At 43.6% G+C, this 17,632-nt stretch carries 16 protein-coding genes; 7 read left to right on the top strand and 9 right to left on the bottom strand.

The genetic code is table 11. The annotated features are described in order from the left end of the window. Window positions 1–148: 148 nt before the first annotated feature. From RG47T_RS15530 to rpmB, 3 genes are all read right to left on the bottom strand, one after another. On the bottom strand, window positions 149–310 hold the full coding sequence (locus RG47T_RS15530) for a DUF4295 domain-containing protein (RefSeq protein ID WP_074490317.1): 162 nt from the start codon (window positions 308–310) through the stop codon (window positions 149–151). Between the two features lie 96 nt (window positions 311–406). After that, on the bottom strand, window positions 407–589 hold the full coding sequence (rpmG, locus tag RG47T_RS15525; RefSeq protein ID WP_074490316.1) for a 50S ribosomal protein L33: 183 nt from the start codon (window positions 587–589) through the stop codon (window positions 407–409). A gap of 105 nt (window positions 590–694) precedes the next feature. Beyond that, complete coding sequence (gene rpmB, locus RG47T_RS15520; RefSeq protein ID WP_074490315.1) at window positions 695–928, bottom strand: 50S ribosomal protein L28; 234 nt, start codon at window positions 926–928, stop codon at window positions 695–697. A 289-nt stretch (window positions 929–1,217) separates the two neighbouring features. Here rpmB and acs point away from each other — a divergent pair, with 289 nt between their 5' ends. The 3 genes from acs to RG47T_RS15505 all read left to right on the top strand — a co-directional run bounded on the left by acs (window position 1,218) and on the right by RG47T_RS15505 (window position 3,753). After that, window positions 1,218–3,131, top strand: coding sequence for an acetate--CoA ligase (gene acs / locus RG47T_RS15515; protein WP_394365253.1), 1,914 nt, complete (start codon window positions 1,218–1,220; stop codon window positions 3,129–3,131). Window positions 3,132–3,140: 9 nt separating this feature from the next. Beyond that, window positions 3,141–3,500 carry a hypothetical protein gene (locus tag RG47T_RS15510; protein ID WP_074490314.1) on the top strand — a complete coding sequence of 120 codons (360 nt, stop codon included), beginning with the start codon at window positions 3,141–3,143 and terminating at the stop codon, window positions 3,498–3,500. Window positions 3,501–3,567: 67 nt separating this feature from the next. Then, window positions 3,568–3,753, top strand: coding sequence for a CsbD family protein (locus RG47T_RS15505; RefSeq protein WP_074490313.1), 186 nt, complete (start codon window positions 3,568–3,570; stop codon window positions 3,751–3,753). Window positions 3,754–3,945: 192 nt separating this feature from the next. Here RG47T_RS15505 and dapA read toward each other — a convergent pair whose 3' ends face one another. Then, window positions 3,946–4,830: a 4-hydroxy-tetrahydrodipicolinate synthase gene (gene dapA / locus RG47T_RS15500; RefSeq protein ID WP_074490312.1), complete on the bottom strand. Its 885-nt coding sequence runs from the start codon at window positions 4,828–4,830 to the stop codon at window positions 3,946–3,948. Between the two features lie 122 nt (window positions 4,831–4,952). Further along, the gene (locus RG47T_RS15495; protein WP_074490311.1) at window positions 4,953–6,782 is read right to left on the bottom strand and encodes a UbiD family decarboxylase; all 1,830 of its coding nucleotides are present in this window, start codon (window positions 6,780–6,782) and stop codon (window positions 4,953–4,955) included. A 536-nt stretch (window positions 6,783–7,318) separates the two neighbouring features. On the opposite strand from RG47T_RS15495, the gene RG47T_RS15490 reads away from it, so the two are divergent. After that, window positions 7,319–8,971, top strand: a complete 1,653-nt coding sequence (locus tag RG47T_RS15490) for a M28 family metallopeptidase (RefSeq protein ID WP_074490310.1) — start codon at window positions 7,319–7,321, stop codon at window positions 8,969–8,971. A 162-nt stretch (window positions 8,972–9,133) separates the two neighbouring features. Here the strand turns inward: RG47T_RS15490 and RG47T_RS15485 are convergent, their stop codons facing one another. Then, a complete protein-coding gene (locus RG47T_RS15485) occupies window positions 9,134–10,192 on the bottom strand; it encodes a class I fructose-bisphosphate aldolase (RefSeq protein WP_074490309.1) in 1,059 nt (352 codons plus the stop codon). 319 nt (window positions 10,193–10,511) lie between these two features. On the opposite strand from RG47T_RS15485, the gene RG47T_RS15480 reads away from it, so the two are divergent. After that, complete coding sequence (locus tag RG47T_RS15480) at window positions 10,512–10,934, top strand: DoxX family protein (protein WP_171972540.1); 423 nt, start codon at window positions 10,512–10,514, stop codon at window positions 10,932–10,934. Here the strand turns inward: RG47T_RS15480 and RG47T_RS15475 are convergent. Together RG47T_RS15475 and RG47T_RS15470 are read right to left on the bottom strand one after the other, a co-directional pair. Continuing rightward, window positions 10,931–12,247, bottom strand: a complete 1,317-nt coding sequence (locus RG47T_RS15475) for a M16 family metallopeptidase (protein ID WP_074490308.1) — start codon at window positions 12,245–12,247, stop codon at window positions 10,931–10,933. The two genes, RG47T_RS15480 and RG47T_RS15475, sit on opposite strands and share 4 nt — an antisense overlap. Before the next feature lie 142 nt (window positions 12,248–12,389). Continuing rightward, the gene (locus RG47T_RS15470) at window positions 12,390–13,757 is read right to left on the bottom strand and encodes a M16 family metallopeptidase (protein WP_074490307.1); all 1,368 of its coding nucleotides are present in this window, start codon (window positions 13,755–13,757) and stop codon (window positions 12,390–12,392) included. Window positions 13,758–13,883: 126 nt separating this feature from the next. Between RG47T_RS15470 and RG47T_RS15465 the strand changes: the two genes are divergently transcribed. After that, window positions 13,884–14,720 carry a sulfite exporter TauE/SafE family protein gene (locus RG47T_RS15465; RefSeq protein ID WP_074490306.1) on the top strand — a complete coding sequence of 279 codons (837 nt, stop codon included), beginning with the start codon at window positions 13,884–13,886 and terminating at the stop codon, window positions 14,718–14,720. Between the two features lie 3 nt (window positions 14,721–14,723). After that, window positions 14,724–15,113 (top strand): DUF1634 domain-containing protein, encoded by a 390-nt coding sequence (locus RG47T_RS15460; protein ID WP_074490305.1) that lies wholly within the window; start codon window positions 14,724–14,726, stop codon window positions 15,111–15,113. Here RG47T_RS15460 and RG47T_RS15455 read toward each other — a convergent pair. Next, a complete protein-coding gene (locus tag RG47T_RS15455) occupies window positions 15,110–17,554 on the bottom strand; it encodes an outer membrane beta-barrel family protein (RefSeq protein WP_074490304.1) in 2,445 nt (814 codons plus the stop codon). The genes RG47T_RS15460 and RG47T_RS15455 overlap by 4 nt on opposite strands. Between the last annotated feature and the right edge of the window lie 78 nt (window positions 17,555–17,632).

Raw genomic sequence — 17,632 nt, 5'->3', positions numbered from 1 at the left:
CCGGAAGGGAAGACTTTAGTATACTTTGAAAGTAAATTTTACTCTTTAAATTTAAAAAGCCCTCTCCTCTGGGGAGGGTTGGGTGGGGCCAAAAAAAAGCCCTCTGGCTAACGCAAGACGGCTTTTATACTTTAAAGTAAAGGTTTAATTAAGCTTTAGCTTCGTTAATTGCATCTTTAACGTGATCGTTATGTACAATTGCTTCTTTAAATGAATAAGCACCAGTTTTAGGTGATTTAATCATGGTAATCACTTTCGAGTACTCTTTACCTTTACCTGTTTTCAGGGTTGCAACTACTTTCTTTGCCATCTTTTTTGGTTATTGAGTTAGTGGGTTATGAGTTATTTGAGCTTAAATTGAATCTAATCAACTTGGTAACTCAATCAACTAATCAACCAATAACAATTACTTAATTTCTTTATGAACGGTTACTTTTCTTAAAACCGGGTTAAATTTCTTTAACTCTAATCTTTCAGTTGTATTTTTCTTGTTCTTAGTGGTAATGTAACGTGACATTCCTGGCATACCGCTTTCTTTATGCTCGGTGCACTCTAATATTACCTGAACTCTGTTGCCTTTTTTAGCCATTTTCTTGGGTTATTATGTTATTCGGTTGTTATTAAGTTATTGGTTACTCAGTTATTATTTAACAACTTAATCAACCCAATAACCGGTTTACCTCGTAACGATCTACTAAATATATCCTTTTTTTACAAATTTATTGATGCAAGCAGTTATACCATTTTTGCTGATGGTTTTCACAGCCGAAGTAGATACTTTTAAGGTGATCCATTTGTCTTCTTCTGGTATATAAAACTTCTTGATCTGTAAATTAGGATAAAACTTACGGTTAGTCTTAACGTTTGAATTAGAAACGTTATGGCCGCTCAATGGGCTTTTTCCTGTTAAATCACAAATTCTTGACATGACAAATCTTTTAAATTGATTACGCTTTTTCTCAAAAGAGTTTGCAAATATCAGCTTTTTCTTTCAAAAAGTCAACAGTGCCTCAAAAATAATTCAAAAAGATATTAACATAGCCCAGAGCCCTTCTTTGTTGAAAACAAGGGGCTTATCGCGTAAATATATCGGAGATGTTAAATACTGGTTTAAGTGCCTGAATAGGGAATGAATAAACATAAACCCTAAAAGGAAACGTTTACTTAACAGCTATTATGCCAATTTTTACTAATTTACGCCACCATTATACACGATCATGAGTAACATGAAAATATCATCCTTTGAAGAATACCACCAGGTTTATAAACATAGTATTGAGCAGCCCGAAGAATTTTGGGCAGGCATAGCCGATAACTTTCAATGGCGAAAAAAGTGGGATAATGTTTTAAGCTGGAACTTCAAAGAACCTAATATTAAGTGGTTTGAAGGTGCTAAGCTCAACATTACCGAAAATTGCCTCGACCGCCATCTGGAAACCCTTGGCGATACACCTGCCATTATCTGGGAGCCTAATGACCCCACCGAAAACCACCGCGTATTAACCTATAAACAACTGCACGATAAAGTTTGCCAGTTTGCCAATGTATTGAAAAATAATGGCGTACAAAAAGGCGACCGCATTTGTATTTATATGCCCATGCTGCCCGAACTGGCTATTGCTGTTTTGGCCTGTGCCCGTATCGGCGCCATCCATTCAGTAGTTTTTGGCGGCTTTTCGGCCCAATCAATCGCCGACCGGATTAAGGATGCCGAATGCAAAGTAGTAATTACTGCCGATGGCGGTTTTCGCGGCACAAAGGATTTGCCCTTAAAATCGGTAATTGATGATGCCCTTGTGCAATGCCCCTCTGTTAAGCGCGTAATTGTACTTACCCGTAGCCGCACGCCTGTGTCTATGATTAAAGGCCGCGATGTTTGGTGGGAGGATGAGATCAAGAAAGTAGAAACACAGGGCAATCCCGAATGCCCGGCAGAAGAAATGGACGCTGAGGATATGTTGTTTATCCTGTATACATCCGGCTCTACCGGTAAACCTAAGGGGGTAGTGCATACTTGTGGTGGTTACATGGTATATGCTGGTTATACCTTTGCCAACACTTTCCAGTACAACCCTGGCGATGTTTATTTCTGTACGGCAGATATTGGCTGGATTACCGGCCACTCCTATATAGTATACGGCCCGCTTTCGCAGGGGGCAACAACATTGATATTTGAAGGGATCCCGACCTACCCGGATGCCGGCCGTTTTTGGGACATTGTAGAAAAATATAAAGTAAATATACTGTACACGGCTCCAACGGCTATCCGCTCGCTGATGAGCTTTGGCCTCGATCCTTTAAAAGATAAGGACTTGAGTTCGATCAAAGTTTTAGGCTCTGTAGGCGAGCCCATTAATGAGGAAGCATGGCATTGGTTTGATGACCATATTGGCTACAATAAAGCGCCCATTGTGGATACCTGGTGGCAAACCGAAAACGGCGGACACATGATTACGCCTATTGCTGGTATCACGCCAACCAAGCCGGGGTACGCTACATTGCCTTTACCAGGTATACAGCCTGTTTTGGTTGATGAGAACGGTAAAGAGATTGAAGGCAACGGCGTAAGCGGTAACCTGTGTATCAAGTTCCCTTGGCCGGGTATTTTGCGTACCACCTACGGCGATCACGAGCGCTGCCGCCTGACTTATTTTGCCACTTATGAGAATATGTATTTTACCGGCGACGGTTGCCTGCGCGACGACGATGGCTATTATAGAATAACCGGCCGTGTAGATGACGTGCTCAATGTATCCGGCCACCGTATTGGTACGGCTGAGGTAGAAAACGCCATCAATATGCACAGCAGCGTGGTAGAATCGGCCGTGGTTGGTTACCCTCATGATATTAAAGGCCAGGGCGTATATGCCTTTGTGGTAAGCCCTAATCAGCATGGTGGTGATGCAGAGCTGAATAAGAAGGACATCATCATGACCGTTCAGCGTATCATCGGCCCGATTGCCAAACCCGATAAAATTCAGTTTGTAAGCGGTTTACCCAAAACACGATCAGGCAAAATTATGCGCCGTATATTAAGAAAGATCGCCGAAGGCGATACAGCTAACCTCGGTGACACCAGTACGCTGTTAGATCCGAGTGTGGTGGATGAAATTAAGGCTGGGGCGTTGTAATTTAAATATATGAAAGAGACTATTTTGTACAGGCCAGTTGGGCCGGAGGAACTTGCATTAATTGAAGCATCCGGCTGGAAGAAATTTCCGCCAAGACTACCAGAGCAGCCCATTTTTTATCCTGTTATGAACGAGGATTATGCAATACAGATAGCAAGAGATTGGAATGTGCCGGCTTCAGGATCTGGGCATGTTACCAAATTTGCTATTGATGAAGAATATTTAAAGAAATTTGCTGTCCAAAATGTGGGTGGACCTATTCATAATGAATTATGGGTGCCTGCAGAAGAACTTGAAATCTTTAATGACCATATTGTTGGTGTAATAGAGGTTGTGAAAAGCTTCTTTAGCGCAAAGGTTGAAAGATAGTCTCATAGAAAACTTAAAACCAATTTTATTTAGCACTGTTATACACACACATCTAAATAAAACCAACATGGATAAGTTAGAAATAAAAGGTACCTGGAATGAGTTGAAAGGTAAGATAAAACAAGCTTACGGTGATTTAACCGAAGATGATTTAACACACGAAGAGGGCAAAGACGATGAAACGCTGGGCAAGCTTCAACAGAAAACCGGTAAAACCCGCGAAGAGCTGGTGAAGTGGATTAATAGTTTATAATCATTTCGGAATCTCGATTTCGGATTTGAATACCGAATCATAAAAGAGAAAGCCTCAAACGGAAACGTTTGAGGCTTTCTCTTTTAATCCCCCTGTGTCTTTGCGAGGTACGAAGCAATCTCGTCGCATGCATTGTTCGATTTGTATAGCTACGAGGTTGCCACGCTATCGCTCGCAATGCCAAATTTTTATTTAAGCGCCAATTATGCGTTTAGTCTCCGCAATAATCTTCGCCTTAATGTCCTCATTAACTTGTACCAATGGCAACCGTACCGTATCATCGCAAACGCCAATCTCTTTCAGCGCAGTTTTAACACCGGCCGGGCTGCCGTCAACAAACATTAAACGGGTAAACTCAATCAGGTCGAAATGGCCATGTTGGGCTTCTTTAAATTTGCCTTCGAGGCAAAGATCAATCATGGTAGAAAACTGTTTAGGCAACGCATTACCTACCACAGAGATCACACCCACAGCCCCCATGGCAATCATCGGGAACGAGATCGGGTCATCGCCGGAGATCATCAAAAACTCTTCGGGCTTATCGCGCATAATATGATTCAGCTGATCGAAGTTGCCTGATGCTTCTTTGATACCGATAATATTCTTAAAATCTTTAGCCAGTTTTACCGTAGTATCGGCGCTGATGTTGCTGCCGGTACGGCTGGGTACGTTATATAAAATGATGGGCAGGGTTGCTGCTTCGGCAATAGCTTTGTAATGCAGGTAAATACCTTGTTGTGTTGGCTTATTGTAGTTAGGGCTGGCAGAAAGTATGGCATCATAACCTGTGGTATCAAAAGCTTTAATTTCTTCCACAACTTCGGCAGTATTGTTGCCGCCAATGCCGGCTACCAATGGTACACGGCCATTATTAACTTCGGCAGTAAATGCCCAAACCTTCTTCTTCTCGTCCTTATTTAAAGTGGCGCTCTCGCCGGTTGTACCTAATGAAACCAGGTAATCGATGCCACCCTCAATCAGGTAGTCGATCAACTTTTTCAGGGCGTTGTAATCAACTTGTCCGCTCCCGTCAAATGGGGTTACCATGGCTACCCCTGTACCGTAAAATTTGTTCATGGTTTAATATAAAGGGTGCTAATTTAATCAAATAAGTGAATAGTTGACTGCGTTTATTAGGTTGAATGCGTGCCCATGTTTATGGAATTGACAAACAAAACTGCTACTGCCACTTGCCACTGCTACTTCTTAAACCATGCGTTGTCAACTAATAAATCCACTTTCTTTTCCACTTCAGGGTCTTTAATCAGCTCGGGTGCGTGGTGCGGTTTCATGCGGGCATCAATAATCAGCGGGCCTTTGCAACCCCAGTGTTTATGCTCTGTAAAACTATTGATACCAAAAATATCGTGCGATGGGTTGCTGCGTGTAAACGTAACCCAAACCAGGTTATTGATGGTTGCAGCGGTAAATTCGGCATCGTCACATAAAACTATTAATGGCAGGCCGTTAAGATCTGCAGCTTGGAGATGATCGTTCAATACAGATATCAGCTTTTCTGTTTCTTGTTCGTTAATGTATTTAGGTGCTTTAACGGCCAGTACTCCAGGCATAGCTAATTGATGGACCGTAAAAATTCCGGGTAAAGTAAAGTCGGTAGGTGTAATAGTCCAAAGGTCTCTTTTTACATCACCAGCTACGGTTATGGCTACTTTACTGCCGCTGTTCAGGCTGCTGCCGCTGTAGTCGAGGGTATCTATGGTGGTACGGGTATGGAAGTGCAGGTCGCGGGTTAAATCAATCCGCTCGAGACAATGTTTCAGAAACGCATAGATGTTGTTCACATCCAATGTTGGGTCGTCCTCCTGTGCAGCAATAAACAGGTACTTAGCCAAACTCAGCTGGTTTTTGCCGAAAATGTGGTTGGCAATGGTCAATATCTCTTGCGGTTTACGCTCTTTAATATAAGGGGTATAACGCTCGCTGCCTGTGGCAAATAATAAAGGGTGTACACCCGCAGCATCAACCGCGTTAACAGCATGCAGGCCGGGGATCTCTTTTGGCAATGCCGAACCTGTGATCTCATGAATGAGCGCGCCGAAGCTGGTATCCTCCTGCGGTGGACGGCCTACCACTGTGAACGACCAGATAGCATCCTTGCGGTGGTACACGTTATGCACCTTCATCAGCGGGAAAGGATGCGTTAAGCTATAATACCCCAGGTGATCGCCAAACGGACCTTCGGGTTTATTCTCATGCGGCATTACTGTGCCGGTGATCACGAAATCGGCGTCGGCAGAAATACAGAAACCTTCGGGATCATAGAAGTAGCGGAAACGGCGATTACCCAAAGCGCCGGCAAAAATCATTTCAGACAAACCTTCGGGCAGGGGCATAACTGCGCCAACAGGGTGCGATGGTGGTCCACCTACAAAAATGCTTACTTTAAGCGGTTCGCCTTTGGCATTAGCCTTGGTTTGATGGATGCCGATACCCCGGTGCAATTGATAGTGCAAACCGATCTCTTTATCCTGAATATAGTCGTTACCACCCAACTGGATGCGGTACATACCCAGGTTGGCGTTCATGATGCCTGGCTTGTGTATGTCTTCGGTGTAAACCTGGGGCATGGTTACAAATGGGCCGCCATCCATGGGCCAGTTTACAATCTGCGGTAAAGCGCTGATGGTAGTTTTGCTGAAATTTTTAATATAACTGCTGCTCAATTTCATGGGCAGGGCAGAGAGGGCGGTTAGTGCAACGTTGGCATATTTAAAAGGGTTTTTGATGGCCAGCATGGGGTCGCTTTTAATGTCAACCAGCGTTTTGATCTTCTCTAGCGTATCCCTGAAAATAAACTCCGACCGCTCCAGCGTGCCAAACAGGTTAGATACTGCCGGGAATTTGCTGCCCTTTACTTTTTCAAAAAGCAGGGCAGGGCCCTGCTGCTCAAACACACGCAGGTGTATGGCAGCCATTTCTAAATAAGGGTCAACCTCTTCTTTAATGCGGATGAGGTGACCGTGTTTTTCCAGATCGGTAATACAGGCTTGTAAGCTTTTGTAACCCATGTAATGTAATAAGTCTGAGCTTTTTCAATTCCCCTCTTGAGAGGGGGCGGGCCGGAATTGTGTGATGGCAGGGGGTGTGTTATTCGGTAGAAAGACACACCCTTGCCCCTCTTAAGAGGGGAATCGCACGGGCCATTCAGACTGCCTCAAAAGTAATAATTAATGTGATTTTACTTGTGACACACTTACGTCACGAAAAGTTATTATTCTGTTTGTTTTCTTTGTAATGCTCTTAATGCCGAGGGTATTAACAAACCTGTTTTAAAATGAAATAGAATGAGGGAAATTATCTGTATTCAATTGCAGGTGTTCGGGCCAGGCCCGGAACGGATATTAATAGTTTAGTTATTCACTTTAAATATTTACTTAAAATTGTCATCCGGAACGGAGTGAAGGATCTTCTTCGCTATGCTCACCATGTTGAAGAAAATATTTCGCATACGTTAGATATGACATAACGAAAAAAGAATTCTGATAATTCATTAATTCTGAGAATTCTGATGCGTATTTTGCCGGCCCAATAAAATAACGCATCTATGAATATCAAAAACATAAAGTTATCTCTGCTTACAGCCTGCTTAACAGGCAGCTTATACCCGGCACTGGCTCAAACGGCCGACGGATTAAATAGCTTCAGTGAGGCTAGTTACCGCAAATACGTAAGCGAGGTATCATCTGATAAATTAATGGGCCGCCTGCCATTTAGCAAAGGAGAAACCGCAACGCTAAACTATTTAGAACAGCAGTTTAAAGCTTTGGGCTTAGAGCCGGGCAATAAAGGCAGCTTTTTGCAGCCCGTGCCGATGGTATCTATTTATACAAACCCCGACCCACAAATGAAAGTGACTGGTGCCAATGCCAGTTTCGACCTGGAAGGTTTAAAAGATTACGTTTTGTGGACGCGCAGAACCGATGCCCGCATCGACCTGAAGAATGAAGAACTGGTATTTGCAGGTTTTGGTATCTCGGCGCCGGAGTTTAACCACGATGATTATGCCGGGCTGGATGTGAAAGGCAAAATTGTGGTAGTGCTTGTTAATGACCCCGGTTATTATGATGCCAAACAGTTTAAAGGCAAAACCATGACCTACTATGGCCGCTGGACTTACAAGTATGACGAGGCTGCAAAACACGGTGCCAAAGGTTGTTTAATTATTCACGATACAGCCCCGGCTGCCTATGGTTTCAGCGTTGTGGCTAATAGCTGGAAGGCATCAAAACTATACCTCGACCCGCGCGGGCACGAAAGCTACAAAAGTGCTTTTGAAGGTTGGTTAACCCTGCCTGCTTCCGAAAAGTTGTTTGCTACCATCGGCACAGATTATAAAACGATGCTTGCTAAAGCTTTGGCCCCGGGTTTTAAAGGCGAATCTTTGAAATTAAACATCACTACCGGCCTGAGTACAACTTGCACCTATAACCAATCGCATAACGTAATTGCCAAAATTACCGGTACCAAACATGCTGATGAATGCATTATTTATTCTGCACATTGGGACCACTTCGGTATCAGCAAACCGGATGCAAAAGGCGATAGTATTTACAATGGCGCTATTGACAATGGCAGCGGAACAGCAGGTTTACTGGAACTGGCCAAGGTATTTAAAGGTTTAAAAGTTAAGCCCGAACGTACCATCATATTCCTGTCGGTTACAGCAGAAGAGCAGGGCCTTTGGGGATCTGCCTATTATGCCGAGAACCCGGTGTTCCCCAAAAATAAAACGGTGGCCGATATCAATATGGACATGTTTTATCCTTACGGGAAAACCAAAGATATATCTGTAGTAGGTTACGGGCAATCGCAGCTCGAAGATTACTTGTCGGCCGCTGCCAAAACGCAAGGTCGCCATATAGAGCCCGAAGCTGTGCCGTCTAAAGGGATGTATTTTCGGTCAGATCACTTTAACTTTGCCAAAATTGGCGTCCCTGCGCTATACATCGAAACCGGCACAGACCTGGTAACCCAGGGCAAAGAAGCCGGCCTGAAAATGCACGATTACTATAACACCAGCGTATACCACAAACCTAACGACGAGTACGATGCCGCCAAATGGGATGTAAGCGGAACCATACAGGATCTGCAACTGGTGTTTTTAGTCGGCAAAAAATTAGCCTACAGCAACGAATGGCCGCAATGGAAATCAGGATCGGAGTTTAAAGCGGTAAGGGAAAGTTATTTGAAGAGGTAGACAATTTTATCATTCCCTCCTCGGGGAGGGGGCGGCTGACTGAGCGCAAATGCAGGGAGGGGTTTATGAAGTTTGCTAATCAAACTGTACAAACCCCTCCCTGCCACTACACAATTCCATCACACCCCTCCCAGGGGAGGGAATTGGGTTATTATTTAACGCTTACGCTAACCCTATCTCCTTTGCCAAATACACATCCTGTATATTATGCAAAAAGTCTACACCCTCAGCAAAAGGGCGTTGGAAAGAGCGGCGGCCTAATATTAACCCCGAGCCACCGGCGCGTTTGTTAATCACGGCGTTTTTTACAGAATCGGCCAGGTCGCTTGCGCCTTTGGATTCGCCTCCTGAGTTGATGAGCCCGGCACGGCCCATGTAGCAGTTGGCTACCTGGTAGCGGCACATATCAATCGGGTGGTCGGTGGTGAGTTCACTGTACATCAATGGGTCTGTTTTAGAGAAACCGATGGTGGTAAAGCCTGCGTTTACATCCGGCATTTTTTGTTTAATAATGTCGGCCTGTATGGTTACACCAAGGTGGTTGGCCTGTGCGGTAATATCGGCGGCGGTTTCATAATTCACGCCGTCTTTTTTAAAGGCGTTGTTGCGTGTGTAGCACCACAAAACGGTAGGCAGGCCTAGTTGGTGGGCACGTTCAAAAGCTTTGGCAACTTCCACAATCTGGCGGTCGGATTCTTCGGAACCGAAATAAATGGTAGCGCCAACTGCGGCTGCACCCAAGTTCCATGCATCTTCTACCGAACCGAACATAATCTGGTCGTACTTGGTTGGGTAGGTCAGCAGTTCGTTATGGTTTAGCTTTACCAGGAAAGGGATTTTGTGGGCATATTTACGGGCCACACTGGCCAGGTTGCCAAAGGTGGTAGCCACCGCGTTTGATCCGGCTTCCAGTGCCAGCTTAATAATATTTTCCGGGTCGAAGTACATCGGGTTCTTGGCGAACGATGCACCTGCGGTATGCTCAATGCCCTGGTCTACCGGTAGTATCGACAAATAGCCCGTACCGCCTAAGCGGCCGTGGTTGTAAATAGCAGCCAGGTTACGTAACACCTGCGGGTTGCGGTTGCTGTTTACAAATACGTTGTCAATAAAATCGGGGGATGGGGCATGTAACAGCTCTTTAGGGAAGGTTTTACATGCGTGCTGTAAAAGGGAGTCCGCTTCTTTACCTAACAGGTCTGTGATTTTTTGGTACGACATAGCTATGTTTTGTTAAGGGTATTAATGTGATGATCTGCCAAGCCTGAGAGCTATCCAAAAGCTGAAACTTTATTGATCAAAAGTGAAGTTCAAAGCACATTTAGCAGCAATTTTATGGGCTTACAGGGTGGCAATTTTTTTATATCAAACTTACAAAATACAACAGGCCGTACCTGTTATTTGTTGAGAAAAGTTTGTGCAGAAAGTGTTAAATAGTGCCGGATTGACTACATTTATGTTAACCAATTGTAAATTATTTACCCCTTATGTTTTTCAGATGAAACCACTTATAGTTTTAGCCTCGGTTTTTGGATTAACAATGCTTTTTACCTACGCCTTTCAGCAACGCGAAGACTTGTTTTTTAGCGGGCGGCTGGCTTTGTGCGTGATGCTGCTATTTACCTCACTGGCGCATTTTGTATTTATAAAAGGCATGATTTTGATGGTGCCGCCGTTTATACCCAATGCCGTTAAAAAGCTGATTGTTATTATTACCGGTTTAATTGAAATAGCTGGCGCCGCAGGGATAATGATTGCCGAAACAAGGGTTACAGCAGGTTACCTGCTGGTGGTTTTTTTAATAGCCATGCTGCCCGCCAATGTGTATGCCACACAGCGAAGGGTAAATATGGAAGAGGGCGACTTTAGCGGCCCCGGTATGTATTACCTGCTTTTTAGGTTGCCGCTACAGATCTTTTTAATATTCTGGACTTTTTATTTTACCATTATCCATCACTATTAATGTACCTGGGTGCTAAAGGCATCTAATGCTTGTTTGGCAAGGTCAGGGTCGCCAAGGTAAGTCCAGCGCAAGCCGCCAATGTATTTTAGCATGGCTGCGTTAATCTGTTCTGTGGTTACGGCATTAATCAGTTCGGGCATTTTTTCGGCAAACTCCCATCCTCCGTTAATTTCGGCCGAGCCTAAGTTGGAGGTTATAGCTCCGGAGCCTTGCTGTTTTATGTAGTTAGAGGTGATAAAACTGCTCTTCAGGTATTTTAAACCATCGTCTGAGATGCCCAGTTCTTTCAGGCGGCTCAGGGTTCTGTCGGTTGCTTCTACGGCTTGTTTGGGGCTGTTTGTACTCACCTTGAGTACGCCATAAGCCATTTGTAAGGATACGGCATAAGCAGCAGGATCATAAGACAGGTTGAGCTTGGTGCGCAGCTCATTAAATAAGGTACCGCCAAAGGCCGAAATACCCATCCGGTAGGCCAAAAAATCGGGACTGTTTACAGGTGGTGCATTAAAGGCAGCCGCTATATAATTAGTAGCCAGCTGGCGGCTTTCTACATCCAATTTATTCTCTTTCCAAACCGGTGGTTTAGGGCTTGGCGCGGTATATGGTTTTTCTGGGAGGGTGGCAAAACTAGCTTTGATCTTTTCTTCAATTTGCTGCCGGGTAACGTTGCCCGCCACTACAATAAACATGCGGTTCTTATTCAGCAAGTTGTAATAGTATTCTTTCAGATCGGCGCTGTTGAAGGTGCTTAAGGTTTGCTCGTTACCATCAGGATCGGTAGCGTAAGGTGTACCGGCAAAGGCGTTTTGTGCCAGCAGATCATCCAGGTGCTGGTCGGGGTCGCTTTGCTGGCCGTTGGCGTAAGTAATCTGTTTCGATTTCAGTAGTTGTACTTCGGCTTCTTCAAATACCGGGTTGTTGATGGCCTCGGCAAACAGATCCCAGCTTTGGTTAAAGTATTTGGCTACGCAATCAATACCAATATTACCATAATCGTAGGTTGATGTACCGCCTATGGATACCCCAAATTCATCGGCCAGGTCGCGGAATTTGTCGGCATTATATTTCTTGGTGCCGCATTCAGTAGCCGCTTTCAGGGCCAGACTTTCTATACCAGCCTGCATGCCCGGGTAATTGTATACGCCGCCACGGTAATACATCCGCACGCTGATCACATCTTTAACTGTGGGCTTAAATATTACTTTTAGTCCATTCACCATAAAAGAGGTGGTGGTATTGGTAGGCAAGGATTGGGCTGTACCTGCACTAATGATAAGGCACAGGGAAAATATGGTGGTTATAAATTTCTTCATTGATCAGAATTTATAGAATTTAAGGATTAACAAAATATTAATTGTTGTCTTTAACCCGAATTGATAATTTCTAGGAATTAACCGAATTATTGTTTCCTGAGTTTCTGTCTTGTTTCTTGATTCTCGTCTCTTGCGTTTTTACCTACTTTGCTTTAAAAAATGTTTCGGGCATTATCTGCTGTTGCATGTTTGGGTTAATCAATAAGCCCGCACAATATGGTTTGTTGATGATGTACTTACGCACATAAGCCCGCAGGTTATCCTTCGTCATCTTCTTCAGGTTATCATTATAGGTCGTAAAATAATCGATAGAAGCCGATGCCCACCAGAACGAAAGTACCTGTGTAAAATCGCTGGTTACCTCTGCTTCGCGGATCTGTTTAATTTCCAGCTTGCGTTTGGCTGTTTCCAACTGTTCGTCGGTTACATAATCGGGCGTATCCCAAAGGGCTATCTGGTGCTTAATTTCGGCAAAGCAAGCTTCTACCTTATTAGGGTTAGGCACCACGGTAAGGGTAATTGGCCCGGTATGGCTAAGGGTTAAATAACTAAAATCCACGTTAAGTGCCAGACCCGATTGGATGAGCGCCTTACTCAGTTTAGATGAATTTTGGTCGAGGATATAAGAGAACACATCGGCCGCATAAGTAGATGGAATATCGGTACGGGTATCGGGCCCAAACCAGCTCATCTGGATAAATGGAATATTGGTGAGGCTGGATTTTACCACAAAATAATCCACCTTGGTTAGGGGTTTAAACTCTGGTATCGGCCATTTTTTAAAAGGGTCGAATGTTGAGGCAGGCCAACTGTTAAAGATCGTAGCTACCTCGTTAAAAACATCTTCATGCTTTACCGCACCGGCAATGGTAAGCAGCGAATTGTTGGGGTAATAATATTTATTCTTGATCGAATCCATCAGCGCAGGCGTGGCAGATCGGATCACATTATGGTCACCGGTTGGGTTTTTGCGGCTGTACAGCTTGCCCCACATGCGGTGGTCCATGCTATCAATTAAAGCAAAGGCCGGGGTAGATTCATGGCGTTGAAACTCGTCATCAACCACAATGTTTTCCTTAGCCATTTCTTCGGGGTTAAAAAGCGGGTAGCGGATGGCCGAGTTCATGAGCTCTAAGCCGGGTTTAAGATTAGCGCTTGGAAGGGTAAAAAAGTAGTTCACGTTTTCGTAAGTGGTCGATCCGTTAAAATCAATCCCCAGCTCACTGATGCGGTTCATCAAATCTTCCTGAGTGGGGTAATCTTTATTGGCCTTAAAAAACATGTGCTCGTATAAATGGCTCAGTCCATTAAACTTAGGCGTTTCGGTAAACGAGCCGTTTTTACAGGTAATCATCACAGTAGCCAGGGGTACGCTATTGTCTTCAATTACCAATACATCCAGGCCATTGGGCAGCTTGTGTAAAAACATATTAGCAGGTAGCTTGCTTTGGGCAAAAAGCCGGCAACTAACCAGGCAGCATATTATAAACAGGAAATACTTGATTTTCATACGATGTTATAAACGGTTAAAGTAGCCATTTCTATCTAATTTAAAGTTAAAATTAACGTTACACTAAAAACCCGGTGCCTAAAAAAGTATTTATTACTTTAGCAACTTCAACACCATCACCACTATATGTCGGTACTCGTTTTAACATTAATTATACTGGTGGGCGCTTATTTCGCAGGCCTTTTGGGTTCATTAACCGGTCTGGGCGGCGGTGTGGTTATTATCCCTTTATTAACCATTGGTTTGGGGATAAATATCCATTATGCTATAGGTGCTTCGCTGGTATCTGTTATTGCCACCTCATCGGGTTCGGCAGCGGCTTATGTTAAGGAGGGGATAACCAACATGCGGATTGGGATGTTTCTGGAAATTGCCACCACAACAGGTGCTTTGATAGGGGCCATGCTTTCGTTGGTGATCCACGCACCTATTATTGCTGTAATATTTGGGGTGATCCTTATCTTTTCGGCCATCATGTCGCTGCGTAAAAAAGATACCACTGTTTTGCAGACAGAAAGCGTTTGGGCTGAAAAACTCAAATTAAACGGAAGCTACCCCACTGCCGATGGCGAAGTAAAATATGGTGTACGCAAAGTAGGCGGCGGTTTTGTAATGATGCTTTTTGCCGGTGTTATCTCGGGCTTGCTGGGCATTGGCTCGGGTTCACTTAAAGTGGTGGCTATGGATAGTATTATGCGCATCCCGTTTAAGGTATCAACAACAACCAGTAATTTTATGATAGGTGTTACCGCTGCTGCAAGCGCGGTGGTTTATTTACAAAGAGGATATATTGACCCGGCACTTGCTATGCCTGTAGTAATAGGTGTATTGCTGGGCGCTTTAACGGGATCTAAAATATTGGTCAAATCTACCTCATCGGGGTGGTTGCGTTGGGTATTTGCGGTTATTGTAACCATACTGGCCGGGCAAATGATATACAATGGTTTAACCGGTAAAATTTAAACAATGGCAAACCAAACTAAATTTAAAGATACCGACATAGAAGCCCTTATTGGCTGGGTGTTGCGCATCGGGGTTTTTGTATCGATGATTGTTGTTTTTATTGGCGGGGTAATTTACCTGAGCCGCCACAGCACCGAGCATATAGATTACCACGATTTTAAAGGCGTGCCAGATTTTGTGCATACCCTGCCTGGGATTTTCCATGGTATACTGGCAGGCCGCGGCCGGGCAATTATACAGGCAGGTATTATTTTGCTGATAGCCACACCGGTAGTCAGGATCATATTTTCTGCCATAGGCTTTATTATAGAAAAAGACTATCTGTATGTGGGCATTACACTGCTGGTGTTGTGTATTATTATTACCGGCATGTTAACAGGGCACGGAGGTTAATTACTGCCACTCATTCGTTTTAATTCCTCATTATTACCAACGGCATGCTTACGTGCTGCCTTTACGGTGTGCTTGCCAAAGTTGTAAACAAAGGTAAGGCGCGCAATCCTGCTTTCTTTTTTATCGTAGGTGCTAATGTCCAGGTTTCTGTAAGTAGTGGTGGTGCGGTCGCGCAGGGTATTAAAAATATCGCTGCAGGTAAAGCTGATACTGCCCGCTTTATTAAACAATTGCTTCCGGATGCCGGGCGTTGCATAAAAAACAGGTTTATTATCAGAAATACCATAAAACACATCCGATTCGTAATGGGTGTATAAAGTTGCAGAGATGGTTTTGGTGAGCTCAAAATTCTGGCTAAGATCCAGAATCAAGTCTTTAGACCATTTATTTAAGTTACCCGAATAGTCTTTAAACTGATAGTAAGAAAAATCGGGGTTGAAATTAATATCCCACCATTTAGCCGGTCGCAACGGCAAATCCAATTTAGCGCCATAGTTGTTTACCCTTTTTAAATTACGCTTGGTTGTAACCAGTATATTGCTTGTGTTACTTTGTAAAAAGTAGCTGAAATCAAAAAAGTCGGCCACTGTTAGGGCGTGTACTGTTATTCTGTAGTTTGATTTACCCTTGTACGCTAATTCAAAATTATCGGTATACTGTGGCTTTAAGTAAGCATTGCCTGTGCGGTAATTATAATTATCCTGGTAAGATATGGTTGTGTTAAGGTTCTCATAAGCCGGAGGATCAATACGGCGATTATAAATAAAAGTAAGCTGCTGCGCCTGATCTAAATTGTAAGTAAGCCTTACAGATGGAAACAGCTTGGTAAAAGTACGTTTAATATCAACCCCCACTGTTTGCGTATTAGCGTCTGATATGGTACGCTCTAGCCTTAAGCCTGCATTATAGCTAAATTTATTGCTGGTGCCTGCGTAGTTGACGTAAGCGGCTCCCTTTTTTTCGGTGTAAAAAAACTGATTTGTTAATATATTTACAGGTTGGAATATATTGTTAACCAGTACGTTAAATGTTTGGGTGTTATCGCTTTTTACATAGCTTGCTTTTACGCCGGCTTCCAGCCTGCTGTTTTTAGTAATGGGGTTGCTGTAATCTACCTTAACAGATTCATTGATGATGCGGGTAGGGGCAACATTGCGCAAGGTATCATTATTGTAAACGCTTGGGCTTGAGTTTACCGCCGCTGTTGGATAGGTACTGCTAATTATATCCTCGTACGAATGCCGGTTAAGGATAGACAGATCTGCATCGGCACTCAGGGTTTGTTTGGTATGCCCAAGTGTGCCTGCATAGTTAATATTGTAATTAATGTTTTCTCTCGACCGTTTTAAGTTTGATAGGGTAGTGATGGTGGTATCGCCCACACCTTTAAAATACATGTAGCTGTTGGTTGCTTTATCAAACCGGTTGGTTTCATGGCTGCCTTTAATTAAAAAACCGATGGTGTGGGTAGCATTAATTGCATAGTCGGTACCTAGGGTGTAGTTAAAAGAAGGTGTGCGCTGGGTATTGTAATAATAGGTATCAAAGGTGGTAACGTCGGCTGCGTTTACGTTGCGCAGGTTGTTAATAGTATGGTCTGTTTTAACGTATTTATAACCAAAGCCTCCAAATACATTTATTTTTTCTGTACGGTAGTTGCCGTTAAATGAAGCGCCGGCTTTTCCAAAAGTGCCATAATCGGCGTTGGTGGTTATATTGCCATTAAAACCAACGTTTTTGCCCCTTTTTAATATCACGTTAATAATACCCCCGCTACCTGTTGCATCGTATTTTGCGGTTGGGTTTTGGATCAGTTCTATTTGCTCTACATCTGCAGTGGCCAGGGTTTGCAGGTAAGCGGTAAGGTCGTCGCCTTCTAAACGTATTTGTTTGCCGTTTACAAATATGGTAGCCCTTAGCCCGGCACGTAAAAATATATCGCCGCTGCCGTTAACCTTTACGCCGGGCGAAGTGCTTAATATATTAAATACTGTTGAGCCGCTTGCCAGTATGCTCCGGTCTACATTTAAAACGGTTTTATCGGGCCTTACTTCGTAATATTTACGTTTATCGGTTATCACAACCTCGCGCAAACTAACTTCAGCTATTTGTAGTTTAATGGGGTCTATAATAATAATGCGGCCTGCAGTAACCAGGTAAGGGCCACTCACCATTTTGTGATAGCCTGTTTTAGTGACCTGTAAAATGTATTTATCGGGCTTTACACCGTTAAATTCAAAAACGCCATTATTATTGCTGATGGTTGATTGAACCATGGCCGAATCTCGAAAGCGCCTTAATAGAATAGTAGCAGCTTCGGCAACGGCATCTTTTTCATTAATTATTTTACCCTGAAGCCCGGAGATTTTAGTTTGAGCATAGGTATGGTAAACAATACTGGCTAGAATGAGCAATAATAGAAAAGTAAACGTTTTTTTCATCCAAAAACTTAGTATTGTGCGGTCTGGTTCGCTAAATTAAAAATTTAATATAATAAGTTTCTGACATACAAGTCCGTT

The sequence above is a fragment of the Mucilaginibacter polytrichastri genome, assembly GCF_001911425.1.
In the GTDB taxonomy this organism is placed as follows: Bacteria; Bacteroidota; Bacteroidia; order Sphingobacteriales; family Sphingobacteriaceae; genus Mucilaginibacter; species Mucilaginibacter polytrichastri.
The sequence above is the reverse complement of the archived record's forward strand: the minus strand, read 5'-3'. Positions and strand labels throughout refer to the sequence as shown.